General features: G+C 68.2%; 21 protein-coding genes and 1 tRNA gene. 12 read left to right on the forward strand and 10 right to left on the reverse strand.

From position 1 onward, the window contains the following. Nucleotides 1-31: 31 nt before the first annotated feature. Nucleotides 32-652 carry a glutathione S-transferase family protein gene (locus SLNSH_RS21005; RefSeq protein WP_106339656.1) on the reverse strand — a complete coding sequence of 207 codons (621 nt, stop codon included), beginning with the start codon at nt 650-652 and terminating at the stop codon, nt 32-34. Between the two features lie 66 nt (nt 653-718). Continuing rightward, nucleotides 719-1,891: an isovaleryl-CoA dehydrogenase gene (locus tag SLNSH_RS21010; protein WP_106339658.1), complete on the reverse strand. Its 1,173-nt coding sequence runs from the start codon at nt 1,889-1,891 to the stop codon at nt 719-721. A 127-nt stretch (nt 1,892-2,018) separates the two neighbouring features. On the opposite strand from SLNSH_RS21010, the gene SLNSH_RS21015 reads away from it, so the two are divergent. Further along, nucleotides 2,019-2,498: a methyltransferase family protein gene (locus tag SLNSH_RS21015; RefSeq protein WP_106339660.1), complete on the forward strand. Its 480-nt coding sequence runs from the start codon at nt 2,019-2,021 to the stop codon at nt 2,496-2,498. A gap of 238 nt (nt 2,499-2,736) precedes the next feature. Here SLNSH_RS21015 and SLNSH_RS21020 read toward each other — a convergent pair whose 3' ends face one another. After that, complete coding sequence (locus SLNSH_RS21020; RefSeq protein WP_106339662.1) at nt 2,737-3,672, reverse strand: glycoside hydrolase family 25 protein; 936 nt, start codon at nt 3,670-3,672, stop codon at nt 2,737-2,739. A 94-nt stretch (nt 3,673-3,766) separates the two neighbouring features. Next, nucleotides 3,767-5,176 (reverse strand): magnesium transporter, encoded by a 1,410-nt coding sequence (gene mgtE / locus SLNSH_RS21025; RefSeq protein WP_106339664.1) that lies wholly within the window; start codon nt 5,174-5,176, stop codon nt 3,767-3,769. 178 nt (nt 5,177-5,354) lie between these two features. On the opposite strand from mgtE, the gene SLNSH_RS21030 reads away from it, so the two are divergent. Next, nucleotides 5,355-6,218, forward strand: a complete 864-nt coding sequence (locus tag SLNSH_RS21030; RefSeq protein WP_106339666.1) for a polysaccharide deacetylase family protein — start codon at nt 5,355-5,357, stop codon at nt 6,216-6,218. Nucleotides 6,219-6,931: 713 nt separating this feature from the next. Here SLNSH_RS21030 and SLNSH_RS21035 read toward each other — a convergent pair. Together SLNSH_RS21035 and SLNSH_RS25460 are read right to left on the reverse strand one after the other, a co-directional pair. Then, nucleotides 6,932-7,018: transfer RNA gene (locus SLNSH_RS21035), tRNA-Leu, on the reverse strand. 109 nt (nt 7,019-7,127) lie between these two features. Further along, a complete protein-coding gene (locus tag SLNSH_RS25460) occupies nt 7,128-7,382 on the reverse strand; it encodes a FliM/FliN family flagellar motor switch protein (protein ID WP_342587871.1) in 255 nt (84 codons plus the stop codon). A gap of 141 nt (nt 7,383-7,523) precedes the next feature. Between SLNSH_RS25460 and lipB the strand changes: the two genes are divergently transcribed. The 5 genes from lipB to SLNSH_RS21065 all read left to right on the forward strand — a co-directional run bounded on the left by lipB (nt 7,524) and on the right by SLNSH_RS21065 (nt 11,940). Beyond that, nucleotides 7,524-8,237, forward strand: coding sequence for a lipoyl(octanoyl) transferase LipB (gene lipB, locus SLNSH_RS21045; RefSeq protein WP_245422438.1), 714 nt, complete (start codon nt 7,524-7,526; stop codon nt 8,235-8,237). 175 nt (nt 8,238-8,412) lie between these two features. After that, nucleotides 8,413-10,536, forward strand: coding sequence for an excinuclease ABC subunit UvrC (gene uvrC / locus SLNSH_RS21050; protein WP_106339731.1), 2,124 nt, complete (start codon nt 8,413-8,415; stop codon nt 10,534-10,536). A 56-nt stretch (nt 10,537-10,592) separates the two neighbouring features. Further along, nucleotides 10,593-11,210 carry a CDP-diacylglycerol--glycerol-3-phosphate 3-phosphatidyltransferase gene (gene pgsA, locus SLNSH_RS21055; protein ID WP_196240293.1) on the forward strand — a complete coding sequence of 206 codons (618 nt, stop codon included), beginning with the start codon at nt 10,593-10,595 and terminating at the stop codon, nt 11,208-11,210. 9 nt (nt 11,211-11,219) lie between these two features. Then, a complete protein-coding gene (gene moaD, locus SLNSH_RS21060) occupies nt 11,220-11,471 on the forward strand; it encodes a molybdopterin converting factor subunit 1 (protein ID WP_106339672.1) in 252 nt (83 codons plus the stop codon). Nucleotide 11,472: 1 nt separating this feature from the next. Further along, entirely contained in the window at nt 11,473-11,940 is a 468-nt protein-coding gene (locus SLNSH_RS21065) for a molybdenum cofactor biosynthesis protein MoaE (protein WP_106339674.1), read from the forward strand. 20 nt (nt 11,941-11,960) lie between these two features. Here the strand turns inward: SLNSH_RS21065 and SLNSH_RS21070 are convergent, their stop codons facing one another. Next, complete coding sequence (locus SLNSH_RS21070; protein WP_106339676.1) at nt 11,961-12,845, reverse strand: S-methyl-5'-thioadenosine phosphorylase; 885 nt, start codon at nt 12,843-12,845, stop codon at nt 11,961-11,963. Nucleotides 12,846-13,011: 166 nt separating this feature from the next. Between SLNSH_RS21070 and SLNSH_RS21075 the strand changes: the two genes are divergently transcribed. The 3 genes from SLNSH_RS21075 (at nt 13,012) to SLNSH_RS21085 (ending at nt 15,518) form a co-directional block, all read left to right on the forward strand. Beyond that, complete coding sequence (locus tag SLNSH_RS21075; RefSeq protein ID WP_106339678.1) at nt 13,012-13,845, forward strand: aldo/keto reductase; 834 nt, start codon at nt 13,012-13,014, stop codon at nt 13,843-13,845. A gap of 100 nt (nt 13,846-13,945) precedes the next feature. After that, complete coding sequence (locus tag SLNSH_RS21080; protein ID WP_106339733.1) at nt 13,946-14,659, forward strand: ribonuclease activity regulator RraA; 714 nt, start codon at nt 13,946-13,948, stop codon at nt 14,657-14,659. 28 nt (nt 14,660-14,687) lie between these two features. Continuing rightward, the gene (locus tag SLNSH_RS21085; protein WP_106339680.1) at nt 14,688-15,518 is read left to right on the forward strand and encodes a YdcF family protein; all 831 of its coding nucleotides are present in this window, start codon (nt 14,688-14,690) and stop codon (nt 15,516-15,518) included. On the opposite strand, the gene SLNSH_RS21090 is transcribed toward SLNSH_RS21085, so the two are convergent. Both SLNSH_RS21090 and SLNSH_RS21095 read right to left on the reverse strand, forming a co-directional pair. Then, on the reverse strand, nt 15,478-15,759 hold the full coding sequence (locus SLNSH_RS21090) for a DUF3253 domain-containing protein (protein WP_106339682.1): 282 nt from the start codon (nt 15,757-15,759) through the stop codon (nt 15,478-15,480). The genes SLNSH_RS21085 and SLNSH_RS21090 overlap by 41 nt on opposite strands. 31 nt (nt 15,760-15,790) lie before the next feature. Beyond that, nucleotides 15,791-16,486 (reverse strand): DUF599 domain-containing protein, encoded by a 696-nt coding sequence (locus SLNSH_RS21095; RefSeq protein ID WP_106339684.1) that lies wholly within the window; start codon nt 16,484-16,486, stop codon nt 15,791-15,793. A gap of 124 nt (nt 16,487-16,610) precedes the next feature. Here SLNSH_RS21095 and SLNSH_RS21100 point away from each other — a divergent pair, with 124 nt between their 5' ends. Continuing rightward, nucleotides 16,611-17,042, forward strand: coding sequence for a rhodanese-like domain-containing protein (locus tag SLNSH_RS21100; RefSeq protein WP_106339686.1), 432 nt, complete (start codon nt 16,611-16,613; stop codon nt 17,040-17,042). Nucleotides 17,043-17,048: 6 nt separating this feature from the next. Here the strand turns inward: SLNSH_RS21100 and SLNSH_RS21105 are convergent, their stop codons facing one another. After that, complete coding sequence (locus tag SLNSH_RS21105; RefSeq protein ID WP_106339688.1) at nt 17,049-17,270, reverse strand: hypothetical protein; 222 nt, start codon at nt 17,268-17,270, stop codon at nt 17,049-17,051. Nucleotides 17,271-17,428: 158 nt separating this feature from the next. On the opposite strand from SLNSH_RS21105, the gene SLNSH_RS21110 reads away from it, so the two are divergent. Further along, nucleotides 17,429-19,036, forward strand: a complete 1,608-nt coding sequence (locus SLNSH_RS21110; protein ID WP_106339735.1) for a carboxyl transferase domain-containing protein — start codon at nt 17,429-17,431, stop codon at nt 19,034-19,036.

The raw sequence follows: 19,036 nt of genomic DNA on the forward strand, positions 1-19,036 counted from the left end.
CGTTGCACGCTTGGTTTCATGTCACGTCAGCCTAAAGGATAGGAAGCGGAAAAGCCTGCTGCGACGCGGTTCCTTCGGCCAACTCCCGATACCACCGCTCCACATGCGGCCGCGCCTCGCGCCGAACGGGCATGTTGAGCCAGCGGTGGACCTGCGGCCCGACCACGCACTCCGCCATGGTGAACTGCCCGCCACCCAGCCATTCGTTGCGGCCCAGGTGCTCGTCCAGCATGGCGAGCGCCTCCTCGGTGGCGGCGCGGGACGCCTCGACCGCCGCCGCGTCGCGCTTGTCCGGCGCGGTGCGGACGAGGCCGTGGAAGACGGGGCCCATCGCCTTGTTGAGCACCGTCTGCTGCCAGTCCATCCAGCGGTCCGCCAGCGCCCGGGCGCCCGGGTCGACTGGCCAGAGCGAGCCTGCGCCGTGCTTGGCCGCGAGGTAGCGCACGATGGCGTTGGACTCCCACAGCACGAGGCCGTCGTCCTCCAGGGTTGGGACGAGGCCGTTGGGATTCATGGCCCGGTACTCGGGCGTCCCCACCACGCCAAAGGCCCCGCCGGCCTCCCGGCGCTCGTAGTCGAGGCCGAGGACGTCGGCGGCGTAGACGACCTTCTGGACGTTGACGGAGGTGATGCGTCCCCAGATGACGAGCATGGGCGGGGGTCCTTCTGCTTGGGAGGAATGGGGCCGGGACAGGCCGGCCACGACGGCGGGTGCAGGTCAGGCGGTCTTGGCGAACAGCTCGCGCCCGATCAGCATGCGGCGGATCTCGCTGGTCCCGGCGCCGATCTCGTAGAGCTTGGCGTCGCGCAGCAGGCGGCCTGTGGGGTAGTCGTTGATGTAGCCGTTGCCGCCCAGCAGCTGTATGGCGTCCAACGCCATCTGGGTGGCCTTCTCGGCGGCGATCAGGATCGCCCCAGCGGCGTCCTCGCGGGTGGTCTCGCCGCGGTCGCAGGCCTTGGCGACGGCGTACACATATGCCTTGCAGGCGTTCATCGTGACGTACATGTCGGCGAGCTTGCCCTGGACGAGCTGGAACTCGCCGATGGGCCTGCCGAACTGCTTGCGCTCGTGGACATAGGGCATCACCACGTCCAGCGCCGCCTGCATGATGCCGAGCGGCCCGGCGGCCAGCACGGCGCGCTCATAGTCCAGGCCGGACATGAGCACGTTCACGCCCTTGCCAACATCGCCGAGGACGTTCTCCTCCGGGACCTCGCAGTCCTCGAACACGAGTTCGCCCGTGTCGGAGCCGCGCATGCCCAGCTTGTCGAGCTTCTGGGCGGTGGAGAAGCCCTTCATGCCCTTTTCGACCAGGAAGGCCGTGATGCCCTTCGGGCCGGCCTCCGGATCGGTCTTGGCGTAGACGATCAGCGTCTCCGCGATGGGCCCGTTGGTGATCCACATCTTGGAGCCGTTGAGGACGTAGCGGTCGCCCTTCTTCTCCGCGCGGGTGCGCATGCTGACCACGTCGGAGCCGGCGCCCGGCTCGGACATGGCGAGGGCGCCGACGTGTTCGCCGGAGATGAGCTTTGGCAGGTACCTGCGCTTTTGCGGGTCCGTCCCGTTGCGGCGCAGCTGGTTGACGCAGAGATTGGAGTGGGCGCCGTAGCTGAGGCCCACGGAGGCGGAGGCGCGGGAGACCTCCTCCATGGCGACCACGTGCTCAAGGTAGCCCAGGCCCGAACCGCCGTATTCCTCCTCCACGGTGATGCCATGGAGGCCCAGGGCGCCCATCTTGGGCCAGAGGTCCCGCGGGAACTGATTCGTGCGGTCGATCTCGGCCGCGCGGGGCGCGATTTCGCTCTGGGCGAAGCCCGCCACGGTTTCCCGGATGGCGTCGGCGGTCTCGCCGAGGTCGAAGTTGAACGGGCGCGGAGCGTTGGCCAGCATGTCCCTGCGTTTCCTCTTGTGCGAAGGCTGTTTGCTGCAGGATAACCCGGACGCCGGCCGCGTGTAGAGGCCGGCGCGCACGGGGCGTTTTCGAGAAAGCCCCAGGTTCGCGGGGAGGGGGAGCGGAATGGCGAAAGACATCGGCGAGAGGCCCAACACGATCCCGTGGCCGCCGCTGATCTATTCCGCCGCGCTGCTGGTCGCCTGGGGGCTGGAGCAGGTGGACCCGTTCCTGTGGCTCGACCGGCAGCTGCGCCTCGTGCCCGAGTGGGCAGGCCTGGGGCTGTTCGGCCTGGGCGTGCTGATGGACTTCGCGTGCTTCATCGTGTTGCGCCGGCACGGCACGACGGTGTTGCCGAACGCGCCGAGCCGCAATCTGGTGACCACGGGGCCGTACCGGTGGTCGCGCAATCCCATCTACGTCGCCAACACGGTGGCCCTGATCGGCTTCGCGCTGGCGCTGCGCTGGGGCTGGCTGCTGTTTCTCGCGCCGGTCACGGTCGCGGCCGTGAACTGGCTGGCCATTTCTCGGGAAGAGGCGCACCTGGAGCGCCGCTTCGGCCAAGCCTGGCGGGACTACGCCGCCAAGGTGCGGCGGTGGTTGTGAGGCTGTAGGATTCAGCCGTCCTTGCGAGCGCAGCGAAGCAATCCAGGAGCCGCAGGCCGCCGCGGTCATCACCTGAGACGGTGGGCCCTGGATTGCTTCGTCGCGCAGCTCCTCGCAATGACTGAAGATGCAGCCTTGGAGCCGGTAGGGCGGTCCCCACCCAGCCCTTCCCGCTGCCCGGGAGAGGGGACCAGTCGCGGCTCGGCGGCCCGTGCGCCTTGCAGCGGTGTCGCGCTTCTCAGAACGGCAGGTAGCTGCGCACCGAGGCGGTGGTGTCCACCTCGGCGACGGCGGCCGGCGGCGTCAGGCCGCCCGGCAGGGAGACAGGCGTGGACTGGGGCGCCATCGGCGCGGAAGACGCCACGGCGGTGTTCAGGCCGTCGTCCCGGCGACGCCCGCCGCCGCTGCCGTCCAGGAACGCAACCCACTGCTGCTCGGTGCCGTGGAAGGCGTTGCGATCGACGTCGCCCTTGATGCCGGGCACGCGGCCGGTGGTGGTCCACTGCCACAGGGCGTATGGCCGGCTCGCGTAGCGCTCGTGGGGTTCGGCGGCGACGCTGCGGATCCAGAAGGGATAATCCTGCAGTTCGCCTTCCAGCACGTCCTTGTGGAAGGTGATGTCGGTGTAGATGATCGGCCGCTTGCCGGTGTGGCGCTCCAGCTCGGCCAGCATGATCTTGATCTTCTCCAGCGCCAGCTCGCGCGGGATCTTCTTCGGGCAAGTCTGGGACGAGCCGTTCCACTCCACATCCAGCACGGGCGGCAGCGCGTCCGGGTCGGTCGGGATGTGCTGGACGAACCAGCGGGCCTGCTCCTGGGCGGAGCGGCACCAGTACACGAAGTGATAGGCGCCGACCGGCACGCCGGCGGCCTTGGCGCCGGCCCAGTTGCGGCTGAAGGCCGGGTCGATGTGGTCGCCGCCCTCCGTCGCCTTGATGAAGGCGAAGCGGGTGCCGGCGTTTCTCACCTGGTTCCAGTCGACCTCGCCTTGCCAGCGGGACACGTCGATGCCGTGGATCGGGAGGGACTTGGCGCGCGCCACGCCCGGGTGGGGCTTCACATCGCCCTTCCGCGGGTAGTAGTCGGGCGCCATGGTGCAGCCCGCGAGCGCCACGGAGAGAGTGAGGGCGACAGCGCCAAGAAGGCCTGCAGTCGAACCGGACAAGATACGCATGAGGCTCGCCGCTCGGTTGACGGGAACGCGATACCCAGCATTTCGACCGAAGGTCTTAAGAAAGAGGAAATACGAAGCTTCAGCTGATTGCAACTCAGCTGAGACCGAACCACAACGTTGCGATGCCCAGGAAGGCGAAGAAGCCGACCACGTCGGTGACGGTGGTGACGAAGACGCCGGAAGAGACGGCCGGGTCGGCCCCGAACTTCTCCAGCGTCAGCGGGATGAGGATGCCGCCGAGCGCTCCGGCCACCAGGTTCACCAGCATGGCGATGCAGATCACCAGGCCGATGTTCCAGTCGTGGAACCAGATCGAGGCGACCAGGCCCGTGAGCAGGCCGAAGCCGATCCCGTTGATGAGCCCCACGAAGCTTTCGCGCAGGGTCACGCGCAGCGCGTTCCCGGCCCCGAGTTCTCGCACCGCAAGCGCCCGCACCGCGACCGTCATCGTCTGGGTGGCTGCGTTGCCGCCCTGGCTCGCCACGATGGGGGCGAGCACGGCGAGCGCGACCATCTTCTGGAGCTGACCCTCGAACAGGCCCAGCACAGCCGAGGCGATAAAGGCCGTGATGAGGTTGACGAACAGCCACACGAAGCGGCTGCGGGCGATGGTGGCCACGCGATCGGAGAGCTCTTCCTCCGAGCTCACGCCGCCGAGCGCCTTCACGTCCTCGTCCGCTTCCTCCTGGATGACGTCCACGACGTCGTCGATGGTGATCACGCCGACAAGGCGCTCGGCCTCGTCCACGACGGGCGCCGAGACGAGGTTGTATCGCTCGAACACCCGGGCGACCTGCTCCTGGTCGTCGGTGGCGTGCACGCGGCGCCGCTCCGTGTTCATGAGCGTGTCGACGCGGGCGATGCGAGGGCTGCGGACGAGCTTGTCGAGGAAGATCTGGCCCAGGAGCCGGTGGCCGGGATCGACCACGAAAATCTCGAAGAAGCTGTCCGGCAGGTCCTCGGTCGCGTGCAGGTGATCCAGGGTCTGGCCGGCGGTCCAGAAGGGCGGCACGGCGACCAGCTCCGTCTGCATCAGACGGCCGGCGGAGTCCTCCGGGTAGTCGAGGCTTTTCTGGAGGGCGATGCGCTCGGTAGCCGGGAGGCCCTCGAGGATCTCGTCCTGGTCCTCCTTGTCCAGGTCCTCGAGAATATAGACAGCGTCGTCCGACTCGAGGTCCTTCACGCCCTCGATGACGGTCTCGGTCGGGAGCTCCTCGAGAAGCTCCTCGCGGACCGAGTCGTCGACCTCGGTCAGGGCGGCGAAGTCGAAGACGTCGCCGAGCAGCTCGATCAGGCGGGCGCGGACGTCGGCCGGCAGGGCCTCGATCAGGGCGCCCTGGTCGGCCTCGTGCAGCGGGCGCACCAACTCCTGCGCTCGATCGGCGTCGCCGGCGTCAATGGCGTCCGCGACGGCCTGGACGAAGTCTTGGGCGACGTCGCCCTGCTCGTCGCGGAAGGCGAGAATGCGCTCTGCCGACTTGGTCTGGTCGTCGATGTCCAGCATGCGAATTGTTCCGAGTCGGACGCGAGCCTGCGGCCTTGTATCATCCGGAATCGCCGGCGCAACGCGCGCGAGGGTGGCCGGGCGTCACCATTTCATCATCGCCGGACCACGCGCGTTGTGTCTGCGGGGCGCCTCAATCGCGTGCTAGGACTATTCGTTCCAAAGGCGGACGCATCGCATGACCGATCTCCCATCCCGGCGCGCGGTCGCTGCCGGACTGTTTGCGGCCGCCACGCCCTGGCCGTCCCTGGCGGCGGCCTGCCCGGCCGACAGGCTCGGTAACGCCCGCATTCTGCATGTCGGAACGAAGGGCGGGCTGCAGGTTGGGCTGAAGACCTATCCGGCGGCGCTGCCTCTGGGGCCGAAGGAGGTCGTGCTCACCTTCGACGACGGCCCCGCGCCCGCCACGACTCCGCGCGTGCTGGACGCGCTCGCGTGCGAGGGAGCCAAGGCGACCTTCTTCCTGATCGGGCGCAACGCGCAGGCCCACCCGGCGCTGGTGCGGCGGATCCGGGACGAGGGACATACGCTTGCCTGCCATACGTGGTCCCATCCGTGGACCATGCGGGACCTGTCCGAAAGCGCGCAGGTGCGCCAAGCGGAAGACGGCTTCAAGGCCATCGCGGCCGCGCTTGGCGAGCCGGACGCCAAGGCGGGGCAGGGCGCGGCGGCGCCGTTCTTCCGCTATCCCGGCTTCGCCGATACCCACGCCGTGAACGCCTGGGCGGCGGAGCGCGACATCGGGGTGTTCGGCTGCGACCTGTGGGCGTCCGATTGGACGAAAATGACGCCGGAATTCCAGCTGGCCCGCATGCTCGAGCGCCTGCGCCACGCCGGGCGTGGCGTGATCCTGCTCCACGACATCCAGCCCCAGACGGCGGCGATGCTGCCGGCCTTCCTGCGCGCGCTGAAGGGGGAGGGCTACGGTCTGGTGCACCTGCAGCCCGGGCCGGGCCGAATTGAGACCGTCGCCGCGCCCGCGGGCTGGACCAGCGAGACGGAGCGGATCATCGCCGGGGTGCGGCGGCACCGGGGGGCTTGAGATCGCTCGGAAGTTGACCCCGTTCGACGATTTCGCAGCCAGCTCGCGCTAGGAGCGCCCGAAGAATCTGCTCGATTTCGGAGAACGGCCTGTCGAGGTGAACCAGTGGCACGTTCGTGTCCCAGACTGCCGATGGATTACCGAATATGTTTCGCTCCTGGCCACGGAGCGCTGCGCCAGAGCGCGTCCGCAGCAAAAGTCGCTGCATTTTAGAAGCATCGAACTGAGCCGTTTGCACGTCTGACCATTCGATGCGTCTTTCAAATGGCCGCCGTGTGATCCCATCGCCGTCGATCGTGAGGAGAGGGCCTCTGCGCCAAAACCATCGGAGTGTCGGATTGCTCGCTACCGCAATCATGTACACAGGCGCGAGAAACACCATCGTTCCCAACATCGTGGTGGCCGTTCCCTGATAGACCGGGAACACTGCCGCCCATAACGCACAAAAAATGCATACCGTGAAATATGTTGTACATATGAATACGCCTACGGGATGAACATAGAGATTGACCGGAAGAGCCACTCTTATTTGGCGCTTGCCCGTAATTCCAAAGCGTTGAGAAATCTCGATATCATCTCTTTGCATGTCGAATGACCCGCTTCTACCAAATATGATAATAATCAAAATTAAAATATTCGAATGCACCAAAAACGAAACGGCGGCGGATCGCTGGGATCCACCGCCGTTCGGAGCCCGAAGGCTCGGAAGAGAATGGTGCGGTCGAGAGGACTCGAACCTCCACTCCGGTTAAAGAACTAGCACCTCAAGCTAGCGCGTCTACCAATTCCGCCACGACCGCAATTGCTCTGATCAGGGCGCCCCCGACCGGAACGGCGCTCCGTGTAACAGAAGGATTCAGGGTCGACAAGCGCCGTTTGCGGCGGCGAAGCGGAAAAGATGGCGCCGCGTCAGGCGCTGAGCTTCTCACTGCCGGGACGGCGCAGGAGTTCCTTGACCTCCACCGTAATGACCGTGCCGCTGACCACCACGGTGCCCTTCGCGATGGGCATGTCGTTGGCCAGGATCTCCACCTCGTCACCCTCGGCCGAATCGAGCGCGATCACGGCGCCGCGGCCCATGCGCAGCAGCTGGTGGATGGGCATGCGCGAGCGGCCGAGAACGATGGAGATGTCGACGCCAACGATGTCCAGACCGGATGCCACTCGCCGCTCCACAGAAACCCGAAACCTAATCCGGATCGGCGCGCTGGTGGAAGCGGCTGTCCGGGGTGCATAGATGGAGAGGCGCGGCGCTTCTTGGCCGCCGCCTCGGGTCCAGTGAAGCGACAACATGGTTAATGTGCCGTGAAGATCAGGGATGAACTCGCCGAGCGGTTGTGGCCGGCCGAGGGCTTGCCGCCTGTGGAGTGGGCGACCACGCCGGGGCTGGTCCCCTATGAGGACGCCGTGCGCGTCATGGAGGCGCGGGCGGAGGCCATCGCGGAGGGCGTCGCGCCCGAGTGCGTGTGGCTGCTGGAGCATCCGCCGCTCTACACCGCGGGCACGTCGGCGCGGGACGAGGACCTCGTCGACCAGCGATTCCCCGTGCATCGCACGGGGCGGGGAGGGCAGTTCACCTATCACGGACCCGGCCAGCGCGTGGCTTACGTCATGCTCGACCTGAGGCGGCGTAAGCCCGACGTGCGGGCCTTCGTGGCGGCGCTTGAGGCCTGGGTGATCGGGACGCTCGCGAGCTTCAACGTGCGCGGCGAACGCCGCGAAGACCGGGTGGGCGTGTGGGTGCGCCGGCCCGAGAAGGCGCCCGGGGCCGAGGACAAGATCGCGGCCATCGGCATCCGGGTGCGCAAGTGGGTGACCTTCCATGGCATCAGCCTGAACGTCGAGCCGGACCTGTCGCACTTCGGCGGCATCGTGCCGTGCGGGATCTCCGAGCAGTTGTACGGGGTGACGAGCCTCGTCGACCTCGGGCTGCCGGTGACGATGCACGACGCCGACGTGGCTTTGCGCGCCGCGTTCGAGGACGTGTTCGGGGCGACGGCGCTGTCGCGGGTGGGGTGAGGCGTTTCCCTCCGTCCTTGCGAGAAGCGCAGCGACGAAGCAATCCAGGGGCGGCGAGACGCATCGTCCCGCTTTGCGCCTGATTGACCCTGGATTGCTTCGCTTCGCTCGCAATGACGGAAGCCGGGCCTCGTACGCGCTTTTTTCCGGGCGCGCTTCGTCCTACATGTGCCACATGGCGTCAGCACCCCGCACCACTCGCCCGGCCGCAGAGCCTGCGCCGGACACCTTCGACGACGACACGGCCGAGGACGAACTCGAAGCCGAGGCCGAGCTCGATTCGGAGATCGAGGAACAGGGCTCCGATCTCGACATCGACTTCGAGGGGCCTGCCGGCAGCTCGCGCGTGAAGGCCGGCGTGGAGGTGATCCGCGCCTTCTGGAAGACGCTGCCGAATGGGCCGGGCGTCTACCGGATGATCGACGCCGATGATTGCGTGCTCTACGTCGGCAAGGCGCGCAGCCTGAAGAAGCGCGTGGCCACCTATGCGCAAGGCCGGGGGCATTCGACGCGCATCCTGCGGGTGATCGCCGAAACGGCGCGCATGGAGTTCGTCACCACGCAGACCGAGACCGAGGCGCTGCTGCTGGAGGCGAACCTCATCAAGCAGCTGAAGCCGCGCTTCAACGTGCTGCTGCGCGACGACAAGTCGTTTCCCTACATCCTGCTGACGGGCGACCACGTCTCGCCGCAGCTCACCAAGCACCGCGGCGCGCGCAACCGCCCGGGAGACTATTTCGGACCCTTCGCCAGCGTGTGGGCGGTGAACCGCACGCTCAACGCCCTGCAGCGCGCCTTCCTGCTGCGCTCCTGCACGGACAGCTACTACGAGAACCGCACGCGCCCCTGCCTTCTCCACCAGATCAAGCGCTGCTCCGGGCCCTGCACCGGGGAGATCGGGCACGTGGAGTACGCCCGCCTCGCCGCCCAGGCCCGGGACTTCCTGCGTGGCAAGAGCAAGGGCGTGAAGGGGCAACTCGCCGCCGACATGCAGGCCGCGGCGGAAGACCTGGAGTTCGAGCGGGCGGCGCGCTACCGCGACCGCCTTGCCGCGCTCTCCGCCATCCAGGGCACCCAGGACATCAATCCCCAAAATACGGAGGAGGCTGACGTCTTCGCCCTCCACGAGGAGGCGGGACAGTTCTGCGTGGAGGTGTTCTTCTTCCGCAACTTCCAGAACTGGGGCAACCGAGACTACTTCCCGAAGGCGGACAAGACCACTCCAGCCACAGAGGTGCTGGCCGCCTTCGTGGCGCAGTTCTATGACGACAAGCCGCCGGCGCGGCTGGTCCTGCTGTCGCACGACGTCGAGGAGCGCGAGCTGCTGGAGGAGGCGCTCAGCGCCCACGCAGGCCACCGCGTGGAGGTGAACGTCCCGAAGCGCGGCGAGAAGCGGGACCTCGTGGAGCACGCCGCCAAGAACGCCCGCGAGGCGCTGGGGCGGAGGCTGGCGGACACGTCCTCGCAGCAGAAGCTCATGGCTGCGCTGGCCCAGGCCTTCGGCCTGCCCCGGGCGCCACGGCGGATCGAGGTCTACGACAACTCGCACATCATGGGCACGAACGCGGTCGGCGGCATGATCGTGGCCGGGGTGAACGGATTCTCGAAGGCGCACTACCGCACGTTCAACATCAAGTCGGAGGAGCTCACGCCTGGCGACGACTACGGCATGATGCGCGAGGTGCTGCGGCGGCGGTTCAGCCGGCTGGTGAAGGAGAACCCGCGCGAGATTTCCTCGCGGTCCGGCGAACATGACGTCCCGGCTCCTGGATCCCCTTCCCGCGCCTTCGGCGCGCCGGGGATGACGGCGGTTGAGCCCGAGGCGGACTCGGGCGAGATGCCAGCCTGGCCGGACCTGGTGCTGATCGACGGCGGCCGGGGTCAGCTCGATGCGGCCCGGACCACGCTGGAAGAAATCGGCGTCACGGAGGTTCCGCTGATCGGGGTGGCGAAGGGACCGGACCGGGACGCGGGGCGGGAGACGTTCTTCATTCCCGGCCGGGAGCCGTTCAAGATGGCGCCGCGCGACCCGGCGCTCTACTTCGTGCAGCGGCTGCGTGACGAGGCGCACCGGTTCGCCATCGGCACGCACCGGGCGAAGCGCAAGCGCGAGTTCACCAAGAGCCCGCTGGACGAGATCGCCGGCATCGGGCCCGCGCGCAAGCGGGCGCTGCTGCTGCATTTCGGCACCGCCAAGGCCATCGCGCGCGCCTCGCTCGAGGACCTCGCCAAGGCCCCGGGCGTGAACGCGTCGACGGCGCGGGCGGTGTACGACTACTTCCACGAGGGCCGAGGATGACGCATGACGCGGACCTGCGTCACTCGCCCGCGTCGGTTGACGTCTCCGGGGGCGGCATGCTCTCTCCGAGTCCCTTGACCCTGGCGGGCGACATGCGGCGGGCGAACCCTCTCAACCTCCCGAACGTGCTGACATACGGCCGCGTCGTCGCCGTGCCGGTGGTGACCGCGCTGATGTTCTGGCCGGAAGAATTCTGGATGCGCTGGGCCGCGCTGGGCGTCTTCGTGCTGGCCGGCGTGACCGATTTCTTCGACGGCTATCTGGCCCGCGCCTGGCAGCAGCAGTCGACGCTTGGCCGCATGCTGGATCCCATCGCGGACAAGCTCCTGGTCTCGGCGACGCTTCTGATGCTGGTCGCGGACCGCACCATCCAGCGCTGGGACATCTGGGCGGCGATCGTCATCCTGTCGCGCGAGATCCTGGTGTCCGGCTTGCGCGAATACCTGGCGGAGCTGCGCGTCAGCGTCCCGGTTTCAACGGTCGCAAAGTGGAAAACGACGCTGCAGCTTTTCGCGCTGGGGTTCCTGATCGTGGGGCCGGCGGGCGAGCACCTGCTGCCCGGCACGGTGGCGATCGGGATCGGCCTTCTGTGGGTATCGGCCATCCTGACGCTCTATACGGGGTACGACTATTTCCGCGCCGGCATCCACCACATCGTGGACCATGGCGCCTGAGGGGCTGCGATGAAGGTCGTCTATTTCGCGTGGGTGCGGGAGCGGATCGGCAAGCCGGAAGAGGAGGTCTCCCCGCCCGAGAGCGTACGGACCGTGGCGGACCTCGCCGGGTGGCTCGCCCAGCAGGGCGAGGAATACGCCTACGCCTTCGAGAACCCGGCGGTGGTGCGCGCCGCCATCAATCGCAAGCACGTCAAGCCGGACACGCCCATCGCGGGCGCCGCCGAGATCGCCTTCTTCCCGCCGATGACGGGCGGCTGAGATGAGTAACGTCCCAGTCAGCGTCCGCATCCAGGCCGAGCCGTTCGATACGGCGGCGGAGGTCGCGCGGTTGGCGGAAGGGCGGACGGACGTGGGGGCGGTGGTGACCTTCACCGGCCTGTGCCGGGCGGAGGGCGGGCGCCTCGCAGCGCTGGAGCTCGAGCACTATCCCGGCATGGCCGAGGAGGAGATCGGCCGCGTTGCCCAGGAGGCCGCCGCGCGCTGGCCGCTGCAGGGCGTGGTCGCCATTCATCGCCATGGCCGGGTCGCGCCGGGCGAGCCCATCGTGCTGGTCGTCACAGCCTCGGCCCACCGGGCCGCCGCTTTCGAAGCGGCCGAGTTCCTGATGGACTACCTCAAGACCCGGGCGCCCTTCTGGAAGAAGGAGCACCACGTCGACGGGACGGCCGGCGACTGGGTGGAGGCGAAAGACGCGGACGACAAGGCTATGGAGCGGTGGGGCCGGTAGGCCTGCTCCCCTGGCCGCGTTCAGGCGTTTTTCGGGCCCAGCACGCGCCCGGCCACGGCGTCCAGCTTGGCGAGTAGCGCCGGATCGCGGGCGCTCGGGGCAGTCATGATGGCGGTGTCCAGGGCCTTGTGGGAGCCCGCGGGGCAGGGCTCGCGCTCGGCGGGGAAGCCGGCCGCCAACCTCGCGACGAGGCGGCGGGCCTTCTCGGTGTTTCCGTGCATGACCTGGATGACGTCGGCCACGTCCACGGCTCCGTGCTCCGGGTGCCAGCAGTCGAAATCGGTGACCATGGCGAGCGTAGCGTAGGTAATCTCAGCCTCGCGGGCGAGCTTGGCCTCGGGCATCGCGGTCATGCCGATGACGTCGTAGCCGAGGTGGCGATAGGTGATGGACTCGGCGTAGCTGGAGAACTGCGGGCCTTCCATGCAGACGTAGGTCCCGCCCTTTCGGTAGGGCACGCCTTCCGCTTCGGCGGCCGCGGCCAGGCGCTCCGCGAGGCGCGGGCCGACTGGATGGGCCATGGAAACGTGGGCCACGCAGCCGGTTCCGAAGAACGTGCTTTCCCGGCGGTGGGTGCGGTCGACATATTGATCCACCAGGACGAAGAGACCCGGTTGCAACTCCGGCTTGAAGGAGCCGCAGGCGGAGAGCGACACGATGTCGGTGACGCCGGCGCGCTTCAGGGCGTCGATGTTGGCGCGATAGTTGATGTCGGAGGGCGACAGCCGGTGGCCGCGGCCGTGCCGGGGCAGGAACACGATCTCCGTTTGGCCGATGCGGCCGAAGCGCAGCGTGTCGGAAGGCTCGCCCCAGGGCGTCGCGACCGCCTCCTCGCGGATGTCCGTGAGGCCGGGCAGGTCATACACGCCCGATCCGCCGATGATGCCCAGAACGGCTTTGGTCATCGCAGTCTCCCGCTCGATGGCGGTGACACTAGAGGCCGACGGGAGTCGTGGGAAGGCGGCCTGCGATCGCGCTCACATCCCCGGCAAGCCTCTCGGCCGGCCCCCGGTGACAAACGCCGGCGGCGGCCTACTTCCGTCGAAGGCAGAGTTCATCCAGGAGACCTCCATGTCAGCACCCGCCATCGTCGAGGCGAAGGGAGCGCGGATTCCGGCGCTCGGACTCGGCACTTTCAGGGCCGAGGGTCAGGCCTGCGTGGACGCCGTGGTGACCGCTCTCCAGGTGGGCTATCGGCACGTGGACACCGCGGCCATGTACGGCAACGAGGTCGAGGTCGGGGAGGGCCTGCGCCGGGGCGGCGTGCCGCGTGACGAAGTGTTCGTCACAACGAAGGTGTGGTGGACGGACATCGCGCCCGGCAAGCTCCAGGCATCGGCCGAGGCCAGCCTGAAGCGGCTCGGGCTCGACCACGTCGACCTGCTTCACATCCACTGGCCGAATCCGGACGTGCCCTTGGCGGAATCCATCGGCGCGCTTTGCGAGGTGAAGCGGCGCGGGTTGGCGCGCCACATAGGCGTCTGCAACTTCACTGTCGCCATGCTGGACGAGGCCGTGCGGCTCTCCAGCGAGCCGCTCGTCGCGCTTCAGTGCGAATACCATCCCACCCTGGACCAGCATAAGGTCCGCGCCGCCGCGCGGCGGCACGGCATGGCCTTCACGTCCTATTCGCCCATCGGCAAGGGGACGGACACCGAGGCGAAGACCGTTCAGGAAATCGCTGTCGCGCACGGCAAGACGGGCGCACAGGTGGTGCTGCGCTGGCACATCCAGCAGCCCGGCGTCACGGCGATTCCGAAGTCGGCGACGCCAAAGCGGATCGTCGAGAACTTCGGCATCTGGGATTTCTCCCTGTCAGAGGACGAAATGGCGGCGATCTCGCGGCTGGCGCGGCCGGACGGACGCATGATCAGCCCGGCGTTCGCGCCCAAGTGGGACGATTGAACCAGCCATGCGGCTGGGCATCGGCGCCGCGCCTGCAGGCGTCTTGCGCGCGCGGCGGACGGGCGCCACTCTCCGCCGCCTGCAACAGGACCCCAGCCGCATGACCATCGACGCAGCCACGATCGCCGCCTTCCAGACCATATCCACGGCGACGATCACCACGGTGCTGCTGAAGAAGGGCCTTCGGAAGCTCTGGATGCGCGGCCCGGCGCCACTGCCCACGGCGGAAGGCAAGCGGCTCGTCGGACCCGCCTTCACCATGCGCTTCGTCCCGGCCCGCGAGGACCTCGCGACGCCCGAATCCTGGTCCTCGCCGCGGTCTACCCGGGCCGCGATCGAACACATGACCGAGGGTTGCATCGCGGTGGTGGACGCCATGGGGAGCACGGACGCGGGCATCTTCGGCGACATCCTGGTCGCCCGCATGGCCAAGCGCGGCGTGACGGCGCTGATCACGGACGGGGTGATGCGCGACATCGCCGGCGTGCTCGGCGCGGGCCTGCCGGTGTGGTGCCGTGGCACGGCGGCGCCGCCTGCCGTCGCGGGCCTCACTTTCGTGGGGTGGCAGGAGCCGATCGCTTGCGGCGGCGTGGCGGTTTTCCCCGACGACCTGATCGTGGCCGACGCGGACGGCGCAGTCTGCATCCCGGCCGCTTATGTGGAGACGGTGCTGAAAGAGGGGCCCGAGCAGGAGCGACTCGAGGCCTGGATCATGACCGAGGTGGAGCGCGGCGTGCCGCTGCCCGGCCTTTATCCGGCCAACGCCGAGACGAAGGCCCGCTACGAGGCGTTCAAGGCTTCCAAGGCGAATTGAGCAAGGCCAGCCCAGGGGGGCCTGAGACGTGTACTTCGTGCTCTCCAAGGTGCTGTGGTTCATCGCGGCGCCGGCCAATTTCCTTGTACTGGCGACTCTCGCCGGCGCGTTGCTGGCCTTTACGCGCTGGAAGCTGCTCGGACGTTGGCTGGCCCTTGGGGGATCCGGGCTGCTGCTCCTCGTCGGCATCCTCCCGGTCGGCACCTTGCTGATCCTGCCGCTGGAGCAACGTTTCCCGCCTTGGCGTGACGACGGAACACCCTTCACCGGCGTGATCGTGCTCGGGGGCGCGCCCGAGCCGGAGCGGTCACGCGGGCGTGGTCAGTTGCTCGTCGACGAAGCCGCCGAGCGGCTCATCGCCATGGCGGACCTGGCGCGGCGCTATCCGGACAAGCCTGTGATCTTCACGGGCGGCTCCGGCGACCTCCTGAACCAGGCCGACACCGAGGCGGCGGTGGTGGAGCAGCACGTCGCCGAACTGGGCGTCCCGCCGGGACGCATCCAGTTCGAGGGCAAGTCCCGCAACACCTACGAGAACGCCCTGTTCACGCGGGACGTGGTGAAGCTTCAGCCTGGCCAGCGCTGGCTGCTCGTGACGTCCGCCTATCACATGCCCCGCTCGGTGGGTCTGTTCCGCGCGGCGGGGTACGACGTCGTTCCGGTTCCGGTGGACTACCGGACCGTTGGCCAGGGCGATTATCGGATCTCGTGGACCGTCGGCGAGGGGCTGAGGCGGACGGAGGTGGCGACGCGGGAGTGGATCGGACTCATCGCCGAGCGGCTCCTGGGCCACACCCGCGTGCTGTTTCCCGGGGCGCTCACTGCGGACGCGGCAGGCCGATCCGGTACACGCCCTTGAAGTCGTCCGGGTCCACCGGCTTGCCCTTGCGGTAGATCACCACCTTGCCGGCATGGGCGAGGCGGACGGCCGCCCTGCGGACCGGGATCATCAGCGGCCCCCAACCATCGGGGTGCGGGCCGCCGAGCTTGCGGGCGACTTCGGACGGGCAGATCGTCTTCTCGGCCCCGCGCTCGGCCGTGAGCTCCACGATCGTGGCTTCGAGCGTTTCGGCAGGGATCTTGGGAGCGGGCGCGGTCATGGCTCCTGCCTGCGCTTCCGGCCGCGGTTCGTCAAGCGGAGCCGGAATCGGCGAGGGCGATCACCGAGCGCAGCCCGTCCGACCGGAACTGGCGCATGTACATGACGACCAGGACCGCCGCCGTGGACAGGATGAACACGGAGGGAGACCAGAACCAGCCGAGGTAACCCAGCGCGAAGAAGAAGGCGCGCTGGCCGCGGTTGAAGTGGCGTCCAGCCGCCGTCGCCATGCCGGCGACGCTGCGGGCATGTCTCAAGGCTTCAGGAGACTGGGCCTGCTCCGCAGGCGGCGTGGCGCCCAGAAGGATCGCCGCGTAGTTGAACAGCCGGTAGCTCCAGGCGAACTTGAAGAAGGCGTAGACGAAGATCACGGCAAGCCCGATGACCTTCATTTCCCACAGCCCTCGCTGGGTCTCGATGCCGAGCGGCAGGTCAGCGAAAACGCGCAGGATGTCATCGGCCGCCCTGAGCAGCGTGAGCGAGCCGCCGACCGCCAGCAGGGACGTGGAGGCGAAGAACGCCGTCCCGTTCTGCAGACTCGCCATGATCTGCGTGTCGATGATGCGCACCTCGCGCGCCAGCATCTGCTCCATCCAACGCAGGCGATAGTCGTGCATGATGCCGTTCAGGCTGCGGCCGCCCCGCCAGCCCTCCACCGCCATGGCGTAGCCGACCCAGGCGACGGCGAAAAAGGCGACGGCGAAGATGTCGAACGGATTCAGGATCATGCGCCCAGCATGCCGCCGGCGCGCGGAGGCGCGCAAGGCTCCTGAAGCGCATCTGGCGCGCCGCTCGCGGCGTTGACGCAGGCGGGCCCGTCGCGACATCCTTGCCGCTCCAGGGAGACCATCGATGCCGCAGATCATCAGCAAGGGCTACAAGGCGCTGCTCGCCGAGGCGAACGCCGTGGTGGACACCATTCCGGCCAGCGAGGCCATCGGGCTTGCCGGGCGCGAGGACGTGGTGCTGGTGGACCTGCGCGACCCGCGGGAACTGGAGCGCGAGGGCAAGGTGCCCGGCGCATTTCATTGTCCGCGCGGGATGCTGGAGTTCTGGATCGACCCGGAGAGCCCCTACCACAAGCCCGTGTTCGCGGAGGACAAGCGGTTCGTGTTCTTCTGCGCGGGCGGTTGGCGCTCGGCGCTGTCCGCCCGCACCGCGCGGGAGATGGGACTGAAGCCCGTGGCTCACATTGCGGGCGGGTTCGGAGCCTGGAAGGAGGCGGGCGGGCCGGTGGAGCCCGTCGTCCCTCGCGGGAAGCCGGAAGGCTCGGCGAAGAGCTGAGTCGCATCAGAGCTTTCCGAGAATCTCCTCGATCGCCGGGTTAGCGCCCTCGGGAGCAAGGGCGCCAAGCAGCAAGCCTCCCGTGGCGTCGTCCAGCAGGGCTGACGCGGCCGCGAAAGCGAGCAGCCCGAGCGCGCGAGAGATGGAATTCGCGCCGGGGCGGCGCATCAGCCACCCCATCCATCCGCAAAAGACCGCCATGGCCAGGCTGATCGCGTGGTGCGCCATGCTGTGCTCCCGGGGACAGTCTACCCGACGGTGGTTTTCGAGAGGTTGCCCGTGAGCGAGGGCCAAGGCGTCCGTGCGCGGGCGCCTGATTGCCTTCCCACAAGCTTCCGGCATGATCGGCGGGCCCGAATCCGTTCGCCGGGCGCAGGGGATTGTGCGTGGCCGTTCTATCCAGCGTCGTCGACCGTCATTCACCCGAGTTCCAGGCCAACGCCGCGCAGTGGCGGCAACTCGCGGACGAGTTGCGCAGCCGCCGCGAGGCGGCTGCGGCTGGCGGTCCGCCCAAGGCGCGCGAGCGGCACCTCGCGCGTGGCAAGCTGCTGCCGCGCGAGCGTGTGATGCGCCTGCTGGACCCGGGGTCGCCTTTCCTGGAGATCGGCGCCCTGGCCGCCTTCGGGATGTATGACGACGCGATCCACGGCGCCGGCATGATCGCCGGCATTGGGCGCGTGGAGGGCCGCGAGGTCATGGTGGTCTGCAACGACAGCACCATCAAGGGCGGCACCTATTACCCGATGACGGTGAAGAAGCATCTCCGGGCCCAGGAGATCGCGCGCGAGAACCGGCTCCCCTGCGTCTATCTGGTAGACTCAGGCGGCGCGAACCTGCCGCACCAGACGGAGGTCTTCCCCGATAAGGAGCACTTCGGCCGCATCTTCTACAACCAGGCGACTCTGTCCTCGCTGGGGATCCCCCAGATCGCGGTGGTGATGGGCTCCTGCACGGCGGGCGGGGCCTATGTGCCGGCCATGTCGGACGAGACGGTGATCGTGCGCAAGCAGGGCACCATCTTCCTGGGCGGGCCGCCGCTGGTGAAGGCCGCGACGGGGGAGGAGGTCTCGGCCGAGGATCTGGGCGGCGCGGACGTGCACGCACGCACGTCGGGCGTGGCGGACCACTATGCGTATGACGACGCGCACGCGCTGGCGATGGCGCGGCGCATCGTGGCGAACCTGAACACCCGCAAGCCTGACGACATCGGCCTGAGCGAGACGGAGGAGCCGCTGCTCGATCCCGACGAACTCGAAGGCCTGGCGCCCACGGACCTGAAGAAGCAGTACGACATCCGCGAGGTGATCGGCCGCCTGGTGGACGGCTCCCGTTTCGACGAGTTCAAGGCGCTCTACGGGACCACGCTGGTGACCGGCTTCGCCCGGCTCTGGGGCATGCCGATCGGCATCGTGGCCAACAACGGCATTCTCTTTTCCGAGTCCGCCCTCAAGGGCGCTCACTTCATCGAGCTCTGCGCCCAGCGCCGCATCCCGTTGCTGTTCCTCCAGAACATCTCGGGTTTCATGGTGGGCCGGCAGTACGAGGCCGGCGGCATCGCCAAGGACGGGGCGAAGCTGGTCACCGCAGTGGCGTGCGCCCGGGTGCCGAAGATCACCGTGCTGGTCGGGGGCTCCTTCGGGGCCGGCAACTACGGCATGTGCGGCCGGGCCTACGGGCCGCGGTTCCTCTTCTCCTGGCCGAACTCGCGCATCTCGGTGATGGGCGGAGAGCAGGCCGCCAGCGTGCTCGCGACCGTGCGGCGCGACAACATCGAGGCCGAGGGCCGCAAATGGCCGGCGCGGGAGGAGGAGGCGTTCAAGGCGCCCATCCGCGCCCAGTACGAGACGGAGGGCAACCCCTACTACGCCACCGCGCGGCTGTGGGACGACGGCGTCATTTTGCCGTCCGAGACCCGGCGCGTCCTCGGGCTGGCCTTTTCGGCCTGCCTCAACGCCCCCGTGGAGGAGACGCGCTTCGGCGTGTTCCGGATGTGA

The sequence above is a fragment of the Alsobacter soli genome, from assembly GCF_003004785.1.
Lineage (GTDB): Bacteria > Pseudomonadota > Alphaproteobacteria > Rhizobiales > Beijerinckiaceae > Alsobacter > Alsobacter soli.